18 protein-coding genes are annotated in these 15710 nt (G+C 43.8%); 16 read left to right on the top strand and 2 right to left on the bottom strand.

The genetic code is table 11. The annotated features are described in order from the left end of the window. Window position 1 precedes the first annotated feature (1 nt). The 5 genes from B7720_RS04775 (at window position 2) to pflA (ending at window position 5360) form a co-directional block, all read left to right on the top strand. Window positions 2-1258 (top strand): DNA recombination protein RmuC, encoded by a 1257-nt coding sequence (locus B7720_RS04775; RefSeq protein WP_000450917.1) that lies wholly within the window; start codon window positions 2-4, stop codon window positions 1256-1258. Then, on the top strand, window positions 1248-2189 hold the full coding sequence (locus B7720_RS04780) for a 3'-5' exoribonuclease YhaM family protein (protein WP_000703205.1): 942 nt from the start codon (window positions 1248-1250) through the stop codon (window positions 2187-2189). Before B7720_RS04775 ends, B7720_RS04780 begins: the two co-directional genes overlap by 11 nt. A 104-nt stretch (window positions 2190-2293) precedes the next feature. After that, a complete protein-coding gene (gene purR / locus B7720_RS04785) occupies window positions 2294-3121 on the top strand; it encodes a pur operon repressor (RefSeq protein WP_002874197.1) in 828 nt (275 codons plus the stop codon). 66 nt (window positions 3122-3187) lie between these two features. Then, window positions 3188-4444 carry a diaminopimelate decarboxylase gene (locus tag B7720_RS04790; protein WP_000856549.1) on the top strand — a complete coding sequence of 419 codons (1257 nt, stop codon included), beginning with the start codon at window positions 3188-3190 and terminating at the stop codon, window positions 4442-4444. A gap of 121 nt (window positions 4445-4565) precedes the next feature. Next, on the top strand, window positions 4566-5360 hold the full coding sequence (gene pflA, locus B7720_RS04795) for a pyruvate formate-lyase-activating protein (protein ID WP_084856771.1): 795 nt from the start codon (window positions 4566-4568) through the stop codon (window positions 5358-5360). A gap of 70 nt (window positions 5361-5430) precedes the next feature. Here the strand turns inward: pflA and yidC are convergent, their stop codons facing one another. Next, window positions 5431-6360: a membrane protein insertase YidC gene (yidC, locus tag B7720_RS04800; RefSeq protein WP_049479479.1), complete on the bottom strand. Its 930-nt coding sequence runs from the start codon at window positions 6358-6360 to the stop codon at window positions 5431-5433. Between the two features lie 77 nt (window positions 6361-6437). Further along, on the bottom strand, window positions 6438-6716 hold the full coding sequence (locus B7720_RS04805) for an acylphosphatase (RefSeq protein WP_001174620.1): 279 nt from the start codon (window positions 6714-6716) through the stop codon (window positions 6438-6440). Window positions 6717-6749: 33 nt separating this feature from the next. On the opposite strand from B7720_RS04805, the gene B7720_RS04810 reads away from it, so the two are divergent. From B7720_RS04810 to B7720_RS04860, 11 genes are all read left to right on the top strand, one after another. Then, entirely contained in the window at window positions 6750-7490 is a 741-nt protein-coding gene (locus tag B7720_RS04810) for a TrmH family RNA methyltransferase (RefSeq protein ID WP_049478354.1), read from the top strand. A gap of 54 nt (window positions 7491-7544) precedes the next feature. Beyond that, the gene (locus B7720_RS04815) at window positions 7545-8228 is read left to right on the top strand and encodes a Bax inhibitor-1/YccA family protein (RefSeq protein WP_084856773.1); all 684 of its coding nucleotides are present in this window, start codon (window positions 7545-7547) and stop codon (window positions 8226-8228) included. Window positions 8229-8337: 109 nt separating this feature from the next. Next, window positions 8338-9330, top strand: coding sequence for an aspartate--ammonia ligase (asnA, locus tag B7720_RS04820; protein WP_000747998.1), 993 nt, complete (start codon window positions 8338-8340; stop codon window positions 9328-9330). A 64-nt stretch (window positions 9331-9394) separates the two neighbouring features. Further along, window positions 9395-9934: a 16S rRNA (guanine(966)-N(2))-methyltransferase RsmD gene (gene rsmD / locus B7720_RS04825; protein WP_084856776.1), complete on the top strand. Its 540-nt coding sequence runs from the start codon at window positions 9395-9397 to the stop codon at window positions 9932-9934. Next, window positions 9924-10412 (top strand): pantetheine-phosphate adenylyltransferase, encoded by a 489-nt coding sequence (gene coaD / locus B7720_RS04830; RefSeq protein WP_084856778.1) that lies wholly within the window; start codon window positions 9924-9926, stop codon window positions 10410-10412. The genes rsmD and coaD overlap by 11 nt, the downstream gene beginning before the upstream one ends. After that, window positions 10396-11433 (top strand): SepM family pheromone-processing serine protease, encoded by a 1038-nt coding sequence (locus tag B7720_RS04835; RefSeq protein ID WP_000730772.1) that lies wholly within the window; start codon window positions 10396-10398, stop codon window positions 11431-11433. The genes coaD and B7720_RS04835 overlap by 17 nt, the downstream gene beginning before the upstream one ends. A gap of 55 nt (window positions 11434-11488) precedes the next feature. Further along, window positions 11489-11719, top strand: a complete 231-nt coding sequence (locus B7720_RS04840; RefSeq protein WP_008276638.1) for a DUF1146 family protein — start codon at window positions 11489-11491, stop codon at window positions 11717-11719. 23 nt (window positions 11720-11742) lie between these two features. Continuing rightward, window positions 11743-13026: a UDP-N-acetylglucosamine 1-carboxyvinyltransferase gene (murA, locus tag B7720_RS04845; protein WP_084856781.1), complete on the top strand. Its 1284-nt coding sequence runs from the start codon at window positions 11743-11745 to the stop codon at window positions 13024-13026. Next, window positions 13013-13207, top strand: coding sequence for a DNA-directed RNA polymerase subunit beta (locus B7720_RS04850; protein WP_000739701.1), 195 nt, complete (start codon window positions 13013-13015; stop codon window positions 13205-13207). The genes murA and B7720_RS04850 overlap by 14 nt, the downstream gene beginning before the upstream one ends. Window positions 13208-13247: 40 nt before the next feature. After that, window positions 13248-14072, top strand: coding sequence for a DNA/RNA non-specific endonuclease (locus B7720_RS04855; RefSeq protein WP_084856784.1), 825 nt, complete (start codon window positions 13248-13250; stop codon window positions 14070-14072). 135 nt (window positions 14073-14207) lie between these two features. After that, window positions 14208-15539, top strand: coding sequence for a hemolysin family protein (locus B7720_RS04860; protein ID WP_084856786.1), 1332 nt, complete (start codon window positions 14208-14210; stop codon window positions 15537-15539). Window positions 15540-15710 lie beyond the last annotated feature (171 nt).

A 15710-nucleotide genomic window follows, 5' to 3' on the forward strand; every position in this document is an offset into this window, starting at 1 on the left:
GATGGAGACTGTATTATTACTATTATTAATTGTCAACCTAGCTGGACTCTTTCTGATTTGGCAAAGGCAGGATAAGCAAGACAAGTACCTAGCCAAGAGTTTGGAGGATCAGGCAGACAATCTTTCAGATCAACTGGATTACCGCTTTGAACAAGCCAGACAAGCCAGCCAGCTGGATCAAAAAGACTTGGAAGTGGCTGTCAGCGACCGTTTGCAAGAAGTGAGAATGGAGTTGCACCAAGGCCTGACGCAAGTCCGTCAAGAAATGACAGATAATCTGTTGCAAACTAGGGACAAGACCGACCAACGCCTCCAAGCTCTGCAGGAATCAAATGAGCAACGTTTAGAACAAATGCGTCAGACAGTCGAGGAAAAGTTGGAAAAGACCTTGCAGACGCGCTTGCAGGCTTCCTTCGAGACAGTTTCCAAGCAACTGGAGTCTGTCAATCGAGGTTTGGGAGAAATGCAGACAGTTGCCCGTGATGTCGGAGCTCTTAACAAGGTTCTCTCTGGAACCAAGACGCGAGGAATTCTGGGCGAATTGCAACTGGGGCAAATCATCGAAGACATCATGACGCCTACCCAGTACGAACGAGAATACGCAACTGTTGAAAACTCTAGCGAGCGAGTAGAGTACGCCATCAAGTTACCTGGCCAAGGCGACCAGGAATATGTCTATTTGCCGATTGACTCCAAGTTTCCACTGGCGGATTATTACCGCTTGGAAGAAGCCTATGAAGCAGGCGATAAGGACGAAATCGAACGCTGTCGTAAGTCACTCCTAGCAAGCGTCAAGCGCTTTGCCAAGGATATCAAGAGCAAGTACATAGCGCCGCCTCGGACGACCAATTTTGGAGTCTTGTTTGTTCCGACAGAAGGACTTTACTCAGAGATCGTCCGCAATCCGGTCTTCTTTGATGATTTGAGACGGGAGGAGCAGATTATTGTTGCTGGTCCAAGTACCCTATCAGCCCTGCTTAACTCTCTATCAGTTGGCTTCAAGACTCTCAATATCCAAAAGAGTGCCGACCATATCAGCAAGACTCTTGCCAGCGTCAAGACCGAGTTTGGCAAGTTTGGTGGCATTCTGGTCAAAGCACAAAAGCATCTCCAACATGCCTCTGGCAATATTGATGAATTATTAAACCGTCGTACCACAGCTATCGAGCGGACGCTCCGTCACATTGAATTATCAGAAGGTGAGCCTGCGCTTGATCTACTCCATTTCCAAGAAGATGAGGAAGAATATGAAGATTAGTCACATGAAAAAAGATGAGCTGTTTGAAGGTTTTTACCTGATTAAGTCAGCTGACCTAAGACAGACGCGTGCTGGGAAAAATTACCTAGCCTTTACCTTCCAAGACGATAGTGGCGAGATTGAAGGGAAACTCTGGGATGCCCAACCTCATAACGTTGAGGCCTTTACCGCAGGGAAAGTCGTCCACATGCAGGGACGTCGAGAAGTTTATAATAATACACCTCAAGTCAATCAAATTACTCTTCGCTTGCCTCAGCCTGGGGAACCCAATGATCCAGCTGATTTCAAGGTCAAGTCGCCGGTTGATGTCAAGGAAATTCGTGACTACATGTCGCAAATGATTTTCAAGATTGAAAATCCTGTCTGGCAGCGTATCGTTCGTAGTCTCTACACCAAGTATGATAAGGAATTCTACTCCTATCCGGCTGCCAAGACCAACCACCATGCCTTTGAAACGGGTTTGGCTTTTCACACGGCAACCATGGTGCGTTTGGCAGATGCCATTAGCGATATCTATCCTCAGCTCAACAAGAGCCTGCTCTATGCTGGGATTATGCTACACGACTTGGCTAAGGTTTTAGAACTCAGTGGTCCCGATCAGACGGAGTACACAGTTCGAGGCAATCTCATCGGCCATATCGCCCTCATCGATAGTGAAATAACCAAGACAGTCATGGAACTAGGCATCGATGATACTAGGGAAGAAGTGGTGCTACTGCGCCATGTTATCCTCAGTCATCATGGCTTACTGGAGTATGGAAGTCCAGTCCGTCCACGTATCATGGAGGCGGAGATTATCCATATGATTGACAATCTAGATGCCAGCATGATGATGATGTCAACAGCTCTAGCTTTGGTGGATAAAGGAGAGATGACCAATAAAATCTTCGCTATGGACAATCGTTCCTTCTATAAACCAGATTTAGATTAATAATTTAAGAAAAACGAGCATTTTTTACGCAATAATGTTCGTTTTTTTATGTGAATGTGGTATAATGGATAAAATATCAAAATTAAATGGAATGGTAAATAAAAATGAAATTAAGAAGAAGTGATCGGATGGTTGTCATTTCCAACTATTTGATTAATAATCCATACAAACTAACAAGTCTCAATACCTTTGCAGAAAAGTACGAATCTGCTAAATCATCGATTTCAGAGGACATCGTGATTATCAAGCGTGCCTTTGAGGAAATCGAAATCGGCCATATTCAGACTGTGACTGGAGCAGGTGGTGGCGTTATCTTTACACCATCAATTTCGAGTCATGAAGCCAAAGAAATGATCGCAGACTTGCGTGACAAACTTTCAGAAAGCGACCGTATCTTGCCAGGTGGCTACATTTACCTGTCTGATTTGCTTAGTACGCCTGCCATTTTGAAAAATATTGGGCGTATCATTGCCAAGAGCTTTATGGACCAAAAAATCGATGCCGTTATGACAGTAGCAACTAAAGGGGTTCCACTCGCAAATGCAGTTGCCAATGTCCTCAACGTTCCATTTGTCATTGTGCGTCGTGACTTGAAAATTACCGAAGGTTCAACGGTCAGCGTCAACTATGTTTCAGGTTCCAGTGGTGACCGCATTGAGAAAATGTTCCTTTCAAAACGCAGTCTCAAGGCAGGCAGTCGTGTCTTGATTGTGGATGACTTCTTGAAAGGCGGCGGAACTGTCAACGGGATGATTAGTCTCTTGCGTGAATTCGATTCTGAACTAGCTGGTGTCGCAGTCTTTGCAGACAATGCCCAAGAAGAACGTGAAAAGCAGTTTGATTACAAGTCACTCTTGAAAGTAACTAATATTGATGTTAAGAACCAATCCATCGATGTCGAGATTGGAAATATCTTTGACGAAGACAAATAAGAGATAGAACTAAAGGTTGGAACGCTTGTCCCAGCCTTTCTTTGCAAACAGAATAGAAGGATGCTTATGAAAACACCATTTATCAGCCGTGAAGATTTAGAAACAATTGTTGCAGAGTTCCCGACTCCCTTTCACTTGTATGATGAGAAGGGGATTCGTGAAAAAGCAAGAGCCGTCAACCAGGCCTTTTCTTGGAATAAGGGATTCAAAGAATATTTTGCCGTCAAGGCCACTCCAACCCCAGCCATCTTGAAAATCCTCCAAGAGGAAGGTTGTGGTGTGGACTGTTCTAGTTATGTGGAACTTTTGATGAGCCATAAACTGGATTTCCCCGGTTCTGAAATCATGTTCTCTTCTAACAACACGCCTGACAAGGAATATGCCTATGCGCGTGAATTAGGTGCGACCATTAACTTGGATGCCTTTGAAGATATTGAACATCTAGAGCGAGCGGCAGGCATTCCAGAAATTATCTCTTGTCGTTACAATCCTGGAGGAGTTTTTGAGCTAGGGACAGACATCATGGACAATCCTGGAGAAGCCAAGTTTGGCATGACCAAGGATCAGCTTTTTGAAGCCTTTGCGGTTTTGAAGGAAAAAGGAGCCAAGACATTTGGGATTCACTCTTTCCTAGCATCCAATACCGTCACCCATCTCTACTACCCAGAGTTGGCGCGTCAGCTTTTTGAATTAGCCGTTGAAATTAAGGAAAAGTTGGGTATTTCGCTAGACTTTATCAATCTTTCCGGCGGAATCGGAGTCAATTATCGCCCAGACCAGGAGCCAAATGACATCGCTGTGATTGGTGAGGGAGTTCGTAAGGTTTATGAGGAAGTCCTCACACCTGCAGGACTTGGTCAGGTCAAGATTTTTACTGAATTAGGCCGCTTTATGTTGGCGCCTCACGGAGCTTTGGTCACAAGAGTCACTCATAAGAAAAAAACCTACCGTACCTATCTGGGCGTGGATGCCTCAGCAGTCAACCTCATGCGCCCCGCCATGTATGGAGCCTACCACCATATCACCAATCTGACCCATCCAGATGGACCAGTTGAGGTGGTAGATGTGGTTGGTTCACTCTGTGAAAACAATGATAAATTTGCAGTGAACCGCGAACTACCTCATACAGAAATCGGTGATTTGCTAGTGATTCATGATACAGGTGCACATGGATTCTCCATGGGTTACCAGTACAATGCCAAACTACGCTCGGCAGAAATCCTCTATACCGAAGAAGGAAAAGCCCGCCAAATCCGCCGTGCAGAGCGCCCTGAGGACTATTTTGCAACCTTGTATGGTTTTGATTTTGAATCGGATCATTAAAAGAAATTGAAAATGAAAGTGAAAAACAGATTGCTTTCTAAAAAATAGACAAAAAAACCTTGTTTTTCACCTTACTCGTGATATAATAAAACTATAAAACGGTTTCAAGGAAGGTGACGATATGTCTGAAGAAACAATTGACTATGGACAAGTGACAGGAATGGTGCATTCGACAGAGAGTTTTGGGGCGGTAGATGGCCCTGGGATTCGGTTTATTGTCTTTTTGCAGGGCTGTCACATGCGTTGCCAGTACTGCCATAACCCAGACACATGGGCTATGGAGACCAATAAATCACGCGAACGGACAGTAGACGATGTCTTGACAGAAGCCCTTCGCTACCGTGGTTTCTGGGGAGACAAGGGAGGAATCACTGTCAGTGGAGGAGAAGCCCTCTTACAGATTGATTTCCTAATTGCCCTCTTTACCAAGGCCAAGGAAAAAGGAATCCACTGTACTTTGGATACCTGTGCCCTTCCGTTCCGTAATAAACCACGTTATCTCGAAAAGTTTAATAAACTCATGGCGGTGACAGACTTGGTTCTCCTGGACATCAAGGAAATCAACGAAGAACAGCACAAGATTGTCACAAGCCAAACTAATAAAAACATCTTGGCCTGTGCCCAGTACCTATCAGATATCGGGAAGCCTGTTTGGATTCGCCATGTGCTGGTTCCGGGATTGACAGATAGAGATGAGGATTTGATCGAACTCGGTAAATTCGTCAAAACCCTCAAAAACGTTGACAAGTTTGAAATCCTACCTTATCACACGATGGGAGAATTCAAGTGGCGTGAACTAGGAATTCCTTATTCGCTCGAAGGGGTCAAACCACCAACAGCAGACCGCGTTAAGAATGCTAAAAAACTCATGGATACAGAGAGCTATCAAGACTACATGAAACGTGTTCATGGATAAAAAAGAAGCCTGATGGAGACATCGGGCTTTTGTGATGCAAAAAGACTTAGCCTTTCAGCTAAGCTTTTTCTTATTTTCTAGAATGTTGTTTACCAGCATTGCGTTTTTTATGTTTCTTATTGGTCATGATCGCAGTTGCTTGGTTTGGAGTGACATCTTTGCGTCCGCCTCCAGTTGAAAATGAACTTGCTTTTGGTGGATTCTTGGCAAATTCTTCACGAACTTTTTTGCGAAGTTTTGGACGAACAACATAGTTAACGATGAACTGTTGGAGAATCATCATGAAACCACCGACAACCCAGTAAAGCGTCACACTGGCTGGTGCGAAGAGGGAGAAGACGACAATCATGAGTGGACTCACGTAAATCATTCTTTTTAGTTGATCTCTTTGCATCTCGTCTTCTACTCCATGAAGTGAGAGGAGTGATTGGAGATAGTAGAGGATACCAGCGAAAGCGACAAGGAGCAGACTTGGTGAACCAAGATCGATACCCAAGAAGGTAGAGCTAGCTACTCCATCAGTGTATTGGGCTGCAAAGTAGATAGCAGAGAAGAAAGGCATTTGAATGAGGATAGGGAAACATCCTACACCACCGAACATGCTGATGCCATGTTCTTTCTGAGCTGCAAAGAGAGCTTGTTGGGCTTCTAGTTTTTCTTCCTGAGTTGTTGCCTCTTTGAGGCGTGTTTGATGTGGTTCGAGCACGTGTTTGAGGGCATTCATCTTTTCAGAGTGAAGCGTTGCCTTCCATGATTGGTAGATACCAAGTGGCAAGATAATCAAGCGCACGATGATGGTTACGATGATGATAGCCACACCAAAGCCTAGACCTTTATCAGTAGCGAAGTACTTGATAGCTTCAGCCATAGGTGCTCCGATGGTATTCCAAATCAATCCTGTAGGTTGTCCTGTGGCTTTGTCTACTTGGACACAGCCTGTCAAGACGAGTAGCATAGCCACTCCCATAGCAGAGAGGGCAAAACGTTTAATAGATTTCAATGTTTTCATTCCTTCTTTAAAAATTATACCTTTCTATTCTACTGTTTTTTTGTAAAATATACAATAGTTCTAGAGACCTAATTTGCGACTTTGAAGTCCGAATAGGATGAAAAGTTGCTCATTTGTACATCTAGATAGGTAACTTTTGAAAAAGGTGTCGGACCTTTTCGGATTTCTTGGATAAATTTTGCCATAGTTGCAGAGGAGTCTGCCTGAGCAAGAATTTCCACTGTGCCGTCGTCGTTATTCCAGACACGACCAGTGATGCCACCGATTTCAAGAGCTAAAGTATAAACACCCCAACGAAAACCAACACCCTGCACCCTACCTTGGGCAATCATTCTAACCTTTTGCATACCAAACCCCTTTGATTGTGATATAATATTTCTATGACTATTATAACCTCAAAAGCCAATTCTGTGGTAAAAAATGCCAAGAAATTACATCAAAAAAAATATCGAAAGTCTGCTTATTTGATTGAAGGATGGCACTTGTTTGAAGAAGCTGTTCAAGCAGGGGTGACGATTGAAAAGGTCTTTGCCCTAGAAAGTTACCGAGATCAGCTAGCTGCTTTTCCTCAAACTATCTGGGTTTCAGAGGAGATTTTGCTAGATTTGGCAGATACGCAAACTCCTCAAGGGATTGTTGCAGTGATTCAAAAAGAAGAAGTGGGACTGCCTGATCTCCATCAGGGTAAGTTTCTATTTTTAGAAGATGTCCAAGATCCTGGCAATGTGGGTACCATGATTCGGACGGCGGATGCGGCAGGTTTTACAGGGGTCATTGTTTCAGACAAGTCAGCGGATATATACAGTCTCAAGACCTTGCGTTCCATGCAAGGAAGTCATTTCCATTTGCCTATCTATCGTATGCCTCTTGCCAGCTTTGTAGAAGAGGCAAAGAAGAGCGATTTGCCTATTCTGGCAACGACCTTATCGAGAGAGTCAAAGGATTATCGTGAGCTTTCTTCACTAGAGAACTTTGTTTTAGTCATGGGAAATGAAGGACAGGGGATTAGTTCTGTCATGGCTGAGAGTGCTGATCAGCTGGTTCATATTGGCATGAAAGGTCGGGCAGAGAGTCTCAACGTGGCAGTTGCAGCAGGCATATTGATGTTTTATTTCAGCTAATTTATAAAATCTTTGTTATAATCAAGACATATTTATAGAAAAAGGAGAATCAGAATGAATCAAACGATTATTCAAGAACGTTCAGGTCTTAATCAATTTTACGCTAAGGTATATGCCTTTGTGGGTCTTGGGATTGGTCTATCGGCTCTCGTGTCAGCTTTGATGTTGACAGTCTTTCAGTCCCAATTGGTCTACTTTTTAATGCATGGCCGTCTCTGGTTGATGATTGCAACTTTTGCAGAACTTGCTCTAGTCTTTGTTGCAAGTAGCATGGCTGCCAAAAATAGTCCAGCAGCTCTCCCAGTATTTTTAGTTTATTCTGTTTTAAATGGTTTTACGCTTAGTTTTGTCGTAGCCTTCTATACACCTGGGACCGTCTTATCAGCCTTTGTATCCAGCGCCCTTCTCTTCTTTGTCATGGCGGCAATCGGAATTTTCACTAAGAGAGATTTGAGTGGAATGGGCCGAGCTTTGATGGCGGCGCTTGTTGGTCTCATCATTGCTATGGTTGTGAATCTATTTTTAGCCAATAGTTTCTTTGACTACATGATTAGTATTGCCATGGTCTTGGTTTTCTCAGGTTTGATTGCTTGGGACAACCAAAAGATTCGCTATGTTTATGAGCAGTCACGAGGACAAGTAGCGACAGGTTGGGTCATCTCAATGGCGCTTAGCATCTATCTAGACTTTATCAACCTCTTCCTTAGCATCTTACGAATCTTTGGTCGAAACGATTAATGAATGACAGAGTCAGTGTTCAAAAGAGCACTGACTTTTTCTTATTTACTCTTTTCTTTTCTTGGAAATAGGTGTATAATGCTTTTAACTAATTTTTGAGGAGCTGTTTATGAAGAAAAGTTTTATTCATCAACAAGAAGAAATTTCCTTTGTGAAGAACACTTTTACCCAGTATTTGAAAGATAAGTTAGAAGTTGTTGAAGTTCAAGGTCCTATCTTGAGCAAGGTCGGGGATGGGATGCAGGACAACCTATCAGGTGTTGAAAATCCAGTATCCGTCAAGGTTTTGCAGATTCCAGATGAAACCTATGAAGTCGTTCACTCACTTGCCAAATGGAAACGCCACACCTTGGCTCGTTTTGGTTTCGGTGAAGGTGAGGGTCTGTTTGTTCACATGAAGGCCCTTCGTCCAGACGAAGATTCGCTCGATGCGACCCACTCAGTTTATGTGGACCAGTGGGATTGGGAGAAGGTTATCCCAAACGGTCAACGCAATATCGCCTATCTCAAGGAAACTGTTGAGAAGATTTACAAGGCTATCCGTCTGACAGAGCTAGCCGTAGAAGCCCGCTATGACATCGAATCTATCTTGCCAAAACAAATCACCTTTATCCATACAGAAGAGTTGGTGGAACGCTATCCAGATTTAACACCGAAAGAGCGTGAAAATGCAATCTGTAAAGAGTTCGGTGCAGTCTTCTTGATTGGTATCGGTGGCGAGTTGCCTGACGGAAAACCTCATGACGGCCGCGCACCTGACTATGATGACTGGACAACAGAGTCTGAAAATGGCTACAAGGGACTAAATGGCGATATTCTCGTTTGGAACGAATCTCTTGGTTGTGCCTTTGAACTTTCATCAATGGGGATTCGGGTAGATGAGGATACCCTCCGTCGCCAAGTGGCTCTTACAGGAGACGAAGATCGTCTAGAATTGGAATGGCATAAAGCCCTGCTTAACGGCCTTTTCCCACTGACAATTGGTGGAGGTATCGGACAGTCTCGGATGGCCATGTTCCTTCTTCGTAAGAAACACATCGGAGAGGTTCAGACCAGTGTTTGGCCTCAAGAAGTTCGCGATACGTACGAAAATATTTTGTAGAGAATCGAACCGCAAGGTTCGGTTTTCTTTCTCTTTTTGCCTATAATTTGGTATAATAAACGGTATGAAAATCGTATCAGGAATCTACGGAGGGCGTCCCCTCAAGACGCTAGAAGGCAAGACGACGAGGCCGACATCAGATAAGGTGCGTGGAGCTATCTTTAACATGATAGGTCCCTATTTTGAGGGTGGTCGTGTCTTGGATCTCTATGCTGGCAGTGGTGGTTTATCCATTGAGGCAGTCTCGCGTGGGATGTCCCATGCTGTCTTAGTGGAACGGGATCGAAAGGCGCAAGCTATCATCGTTGAAAATATCCAAATGACCAAGGAAGTTTCCAAATTTCAGCTCTTAAAGATGGAGGCTGAACGGGCCTTGGAGCAAGTGAATGGTCCCTTTGACCTGGTCTTTTTAGATCCTCCCTATGCCAAGGAACAAATCGTTGCAGATATCGAGAAAATGGCAGAAAGAAACCTTTTCTCCGAAGAGGTCATGGTTGTCTGTGAAACCGATAAATCTGTAGAACTTCCAGAAGAAATCGCCTGCTTAGGCATCTGGAAAGAAAAAATATATGGGATTAGTAAGGTGACGGTCTATGTCAGATAAAATTGGATTATTTACAGGTTCATTTGATCCGATGACAAATGGACATCTGGATATGATTGAACGTGCCAGCAAACTTTTTGATAAGCTCTATGTCGGGGTGTTCTACAATCCCCACAAACAAGGTTTTCTCCCTGTTGAAAATCGCAAACGAGCAGTCGAAAAAGCGGTGGCGCATTTAGATAATGTAGAGGTGCTGGCTTCTCATGACCAACTAGTCGTCGATGTTGCAAGAAGACTGGGGGCTAAAACCCTTGTCCGTGGCTTGCGGAACGCCTCCGACTTGCAATACGAGTCTAGTTTTGATTACTACAATCATCAACTGGCTCCAGAAATCGAAACCATTTACCTATATAGCCGCCAAGAGCATCTTTATATCAGCTCTTCAGCCATGAGAGAACTTCTGAAGTTTGGTCAGGAGATCCAGCAATATGTCCCAAACAGTGTTGTGGAGGAATTAGAACATGAAGAAAAAAACTAGATGGCCCTTATATGTCATCCTAGCACTAGTATTGACGTTTTTAGCCTTTGTAGTACCTTTACCTTACTACATAGAAGTTCCGGGTGGAGCGGAGGATATTCGTCGCGTTTTGAAAGTCAATGAAACAGAAGACACAGAAGCAGGAGCTTACCAGTTTGTGACAGTTGGGATTCGACACGCAACCCTATCGCATCTTGTCTATGCTTGGTTAACACCTTTCACAGATATTAGAAGCGCCAAGGAGACTACGGGTGGTTCTACGGATGCGGAGTTTATGCGGATCAATCAGTTCTATATGCAAACTTCTCAAAACATGGCCAAGTATCAAGGATTGAAGACCGCTGGTAAGGATATTGAACTCAAGTATCTGGGAGTTTATGTCTTGACCGTGACGGACAATTCAACTTTTAAGGGCATTCTGAACATTGCAGACACCGTGACGGCTGTTAATGACAAAACATTTGACAGTTCAAAAGACTTGGTCGACTATGTCAATTCTCAACAATTAGGGGATACGGTCAAGGTAACCTATGAAGAAGACGGAAAAGTCAAGTCTGCTGAAGGTAAAATTATCACTCTCGAAAACGGGAAAAACGGGATTGGGATTGGTTTGATTGACCGTACGGAAGTGACCAGTGACGTTCCAATTCGCTTTTCAACAGCTGGTATCGGCGGGCCAAGTGCCGGTCTCATGTTTAGCCTCGCTATTTACACCCAGATAGCAGATCCAGGACTTCGTAATGGCCGCATCGTTGCGGGAACGGGAACCATTGATCGCGATGGAAATGTTGGCGACATCGGTGGAATTGACAAAAAAGTGGTGGCAGCCTCTCGTCAGGGAGCCAACATCTTTTTTGCTCCTGACAATCCAGTCACCGAGGAAGCAAAAAAAGCAGATCCCAATGCGAAAAGCAACTATGAAACAGCCCTAGAAGCTGCCAAAACGATCAAGACAGAGATGAAAATCGTTCCGGTTAAGACCTTGCAGGATGCGATTGATTACCTTAAAAACAATCCCTAATTTGTAAAAAAATTGAAAACTAGCGCGCAAGCGGATAAGATGGTATAATAGTCAAATGGTTCAATTATTATTCACTCTAAGTAGTCATATACTCTTTATTTATTTGAGTTTTTACCTTTTGAAGGATCTTGTAAGATGGGAAAAGGTTTTAAAAGTGACCGCTACTAACACAAAAAAGGTTCGTTTGTTGGTAGGCTTCTTTAGTATGGTGATGGGCTACATCTTGAGTTCATTCTTTATCAGTTTGTACCAACTGTGGCAAGAAGCACTTAGAGGACTATTATAAAATCAAAAGTAAAGGAAACAACTATGGAAAAAATTGTGGTTCAAGGCGGGGATAATCGTCTGGTCGGGAGTGTGACGATCGAGGGAGCAAAGAATGCAGTCTTGCCCTTGTTGGCAGCGACTATTCTAGCAAGTAAGGGGAAGACAGTCTTGCAGAACGTCCCAATCTTGTCAGATGTTTTCACCATGAATCAAGTGGTTCGAGGTCTGAATGCCAAGGTGGACTTTGATGAGGAAGCTCATGTTGTTGAGGTTGATGCGACTGGTGATATCACGGAGGAAGCTCCATACAAGTATGTCAGCAAGATGCGTGCATCCATCGTTGTCTTGGGACCAATCCTTGCTCGTGTAGGCCATGCCAAAGTTTCTATGCCAGGGGGATGTACCATCGGGAGTCGTCCGATCGATCTCCACCTCAAAGGTTTAGAAGCTATGGGGGCAAAGATTACCCAGACAGCTGGTTACATCGAAGCCAAGGCCGAACGCCTGCATGGCGCTCATATCTACATGGACTTCCCTAGTGTCGGCGCAACACAAAATCTGATGATGGCAGCGACTCTAGCTGATGGTGTCACAGTGATTGAAAATGCTGCGCGTGAGCCAGAAATTGTTGATCTTGCTATCCTTCTTAATGAAATGGGAGCCAAGGTCAAGGGAGCTGGTACAGAAACCATCACAGTGACTGGTGTCGAGGAACTCCATGGAACAACTCATAATGTGGTACAGGACCGTATCGAAGCTGGAACCTTTATGGTGGCTGCAGCTATGACTGGTGGAGATGTCCTCGTTCGTGATGCAGTCTGGGAACACAATCGCCCCTTGATTTCAAAACTACTTGAAATGAGCGTTGAAGTGACAGAGGAGTCAGAAGGTATCCGTGTTCGTTCTCAACTTGAAAATCTCAAGGCTGTTCATGTAAAAACCTTACCGCACCCAGGATTTCCAACAGATATGCAGGCACAATTTACAGCCCTGATGACAGTCGCAAAAGGGGAATCCACCATGGTGGAAACGGTGTTTGAGAATCGCTTCCAACACTTGGAGGAAATGCGCCGTATGGGCTTGCATTCAGAGATTATCCGTGACACAGCTCGTATTGTTGGGGGACAGGCTTTACAGGGGGCAGAAGTTCTATCAACGGATCTTCGCGCTAGTGCTGCTTTGATTTTGACAGGTCTGGTGGCGCAGGGAGAAACAGTTGTCGGTAAATTAGTCCACCTTGATAGAGGTTACTACCGTTTCCATGAGAAATTGGCTCAGCTAGGAGCGAAGATTCAGCGAATCGAGGCAAATGATGAAGAAGAATAAAAACTTACGCTATGTACTCCGTCGTTTACTGTTGATTTTTATCGTACTATTGCTAGGCTTTCTGGCTTTAGGAATCGGCTTGATGGTTGGCTATGGTATCCTAGGAAAGGGACAGGATCCATGGGCAATCTTGTCTCCAGCAAAGTGGCAGGAATTGATTAGCAAATTTACAGGAAATTAGACTGGGAGACCAGTCTTTTTCTAAAGAAATAAGGAGAAAAATGGACAAAAAAACAAGACAAGCTCTGATAGGATTGCTTCTATTCTTACTCTTGGCTGCTGGAAGCTACTATATCAAGCAGATGCGGACAGCGCCAAACACCCCTAGAACAAAGATTAGTCAGAAAAAACAAGCTTCAGAAGCTCCCAGTCAGGAGCTAGCTGAGAGTGTCTTAACTGAGTCAATCAAAAACCAAATCAAGGGTGATCTTGAGTGGAATGGAGCAGGGGCCTTCATTGTCAATGGCAATAAAACCAATCTAGATGCCAAAGTTTCTAGCAAACCCTACGCGGATAATAAAACAAAACCAGTCGGGAAAGAGACCGTCCCAACTGTTGCCAATGCTCTCTTATCCAAAGCGACTCGACAGTATAAGAATCGTGAAGAGACTGGAAATGGCTCAACCTCTTGGACGCCACCAGGATGGCATCAGGTTAAGAATCTAAGGGGAGCCTACACACATGCAGTTGATAGAGGACACCTGCTGGGCTATGCCTTGATAGGTGGTTTGGATGGTTTTGATGCCTCTACTAGCAATCCCAAGAACATTGCAGTCCAGACAGCTTGGGCAAACCAAGCACAGGCTGAAGATTCGACAGGTCAGAACTACTATGAGAGTTTGGTCAGAAAAGCCTTGGACCAAAACAAGAGGGTCCGTTATCGGGTGACGCTCCACTATGCGACAAATGAGGACCTAGTTCCATCGGCTTCACAAATCGAAGCCAAGTCTTCAGATGGCGAATTGGAATTCAATGTCCTAATCCCCAATGTTCAAAAGGGAATCCAGCTTGATTACCAAACGGGTCAAGTAACAGTGACAGATTAGAAACAATAGATATAATAAAAACAGCTCCTTTGTCTTCTAGAGGCAGGGGAGTTGTTCTTTAAATGAAAAATAATGTGAATCCTGATCGATTTTATGATATAATGGAACACAAGATACTATTTTAGGAGAAGGACTATGGAAGACCCGAGCAGTCAGAATTTGTTGCTACAGTTTGTATTGTTATTTATCTTGACCCTTTTAAATGCTTTTTTCTCAGCCACTGAAATGGCGATGGTGTCACTAAACCGTTCCCGAGTGGAGCAAAAGGCAGAGGAGGGAGACAAACGTTACGTTCGTTTGTTAAAGGTACTTGAAAATCCTAACCACTTTTTATCAACAATTCAAGTTGGTATCACGTTAATTACCATCTTGTCAGGGGCTAGTTTAGCAGAAACTCTAGGACGCGAAATCGCATCTTGGATAGGAAATAGTGAAACAGCTTACGCTATTGCAAGTTTCCTCTCTTTGGCATTCTTGACCTATATTTCTATTGTTTTTGGGGAACTCTATCCCAAGAGAATTGCTCTAAATCTGAAAGATACCTTGGCTATCCGAACAGCACCAGTCATTATTGGCTTGGGGAAAATTGTCAGCCCCTTTGTTTGGCTTCTGTCGGCTTCAACTAATCTATTGAGCCGTGTGACGCCAATGACCTTTGATGATGCTGATGAAAAGATGACACGTGATGAAATAGAGTACATGCTCACCAATAGTGAAGAAACACTGGATGCAGATGAGATTGAGATGCTACAGGGAATCTTTTCTCTAGATGAACTGATGGCTCGTGAGCTAATGGTGCCTCGTACAGATGCCTTTATGGTAGATATTCAGGATGACAGTCAAACGATTATCCAAAGTATTCTAAAGCAAAATTTCTCACGTATCCCTGTTTACGATGGGGATAAGGACAATGTGATTGGTTTGATTCATACCAAGCGTTTGCTAAACGCCGCCTATGCAGATGGCTTTGAAAATATTGTCTGGAAACGAATCCTCCAAACACCACTATTTGTGCCTGAGACCATCTTTGTGGACGACCTCCTTAAAGAGCTTCGAAATACCCAAAATCAAATGGCCATCTTACTAGACGAATACGGTGGTATGGCTGGTTTGGTAACTCTGGAAGACCTCTTAGAAGAAATTGTCGGTGAAATCGATGATGAGACAGATAGGGCAGAAATCGAAGTCCATCAAATTGGTGAGGACACCTATATTGCACAGGGAACCATGAATCTTAACGACTTCAATGACTACTTTGGTGTCGAACTAGAAAGCGATGATGTGGATACCATTGCTGGTTATTATTTGACGGGTGTTGGTACGATTCCAACAACTGAAATAATCAGTTATGAACTGGTCAGTCAAAACAAGCAGATCGTCCTGACCAATGATAAGGTGAAAAATGGACGTGTGACCAAGGTAAAAGTTCAAATCACTGAAATAGAAAATGAAGAAGAAACAGAGTAAAGGAGCTTGAGCCACCATCAGGTGCTCAAGCTCCCATTTATAAGAAAAAAGACTCACGAGGAGTCTTTTGGTTTACTATAAGGCGGTAGACGGATTAAAAGCTATTGATTTATCGGGCTTTGTGGGTGTTTCGCCCCAAACTCGCCCCAAATTTAAGCAGTTAGGAATATT

It is taken from the genome of Streptococcus oralis subsp. oralis, assembly GCF_002096455.1.
GTDB classification, from domain to species: Bacteria; Bacillota; Bacilli; order Lactobacillales; family Streptococcaceae; genus Streptococcus; species Streptococcus oralis_CY.

Excerpts from the sequence above, each read along its gene's own strand:
- B7720_RS04775 (WP_000450917.1), top strand. The coding sequence starts at position 2 with ATGGAGACTGTATTATTACTATTATTAATTGTCAACCTAGCTGGACTC.
- B7720_RS04780 (WP_000703205.1), top strand. The coding sequence starts at position 1,248 with ATGAAGATTAGTCACATGAAAAAAGATGAGCTGTTTGAAGGTTTTTAC.
- purR (WP_002874197.1), top strand. The coding sequence starts at position 2,294 with ATGAAATTAAGAAGAAGTGATCGGATGGTTGTCATTTCCAACTATTTG.
- B7720_RS04790 (WP_000856549.1), top strand. The coding sequence starts at position 3,188 with ATGAAAACACCATTTATCAGCCGTGAAGATTTAGAAACAATTGTTGCA.
- pflA (WP_084856771.1), top strand. The coding sequence starts at position 4,566 with ATGTCTGAAGAAACAATTGACTATGGACAAGTGACAGGAATGGTGCAT.
- B7720_RS04805 (WP_001174620.1), bottom strand. The coding sequence starts at position 6,716 with ATGCAAAAGGTTAGAATGATTGCCCAAGGTAGGGTGCAGGGTGTTGGT.
- B7720_RS04810 (WP_049478354.1), top strand. The coding sequence starts at position 6,750 with ATGACTATTATAACCTCAAAAGCCAATTCTGTGGTAAAAAATGCCAAG.
- B7720_RS04815 (WP_084856773.1), top strand. The coding sequence starts at position 7,545 with ATGAATCAAACGATTATTCAAGAACGTTCAGGTCTTAATCAATTTTAC.
- asnA (WP_000747998.1), top strand. The coding sequence starts at position 8,338 with ATGAAGAAAAGTTTTATTCATCAACAAGAAGAAATTTCCTTTGTGAAG.
- rsmD (WP_084856776.1), top strand. The coding sequence starts at position 9,395 with ATGAAAATCGTATCAGGAATCTACGGAGGGCGTCCCCTCAAGACGCTA.
- coaD (WP_084856778.1), top strand. The coding sequence starts at position 9,924 with ATGTCAGATAAAATTGGATTATTTACAGGTTCATTTGATCCGATGACA.
- B7720_RS04835 (WP_000730772.1), top strand. The coding sequence starts at position 10,396 with ATGAAGAAAAAAACTAGATGGCCCTTATATGTCATCCTAGCACTAGTA.
- B7720_RS04840 (WP_008276638.1), top strand. The coding sequence starts at position 11,489 with ATGGTTCAATTATTATTCACTCTAAGTAGTCATATACTCTTTATTTAT.
- murA (WP_084856781.1), top strand. The coding sequence starts at position 11,743 with ATGGAAAAAATTGTGGTTCAAGGCGGGGATAATCGTCTGGTCGGGAGT.
- B7720_RS04850 (WP_000739701.1), top strand. The coding sequence starts at position 13,013 with ATGAAGAAGAATAAAAACTTACGCTATGTACTCCGTCGTTTACTGTTG.
- B7720_RS04855 (WP_084856784.1), top strand. The coding sequence starts at position 13,248 with ATGGACAAAAAAACAAGACAAGCTCTGATAGGATTGCTTCTATTCTTA.
- B7720_RS04860 (WP_084856786.1), top strand. The coding sequence starts at position 14,208 with ATGGAAGACCCGAGCAGTCAGAATTTGTTGCTACAGTTTGTATTGTTA.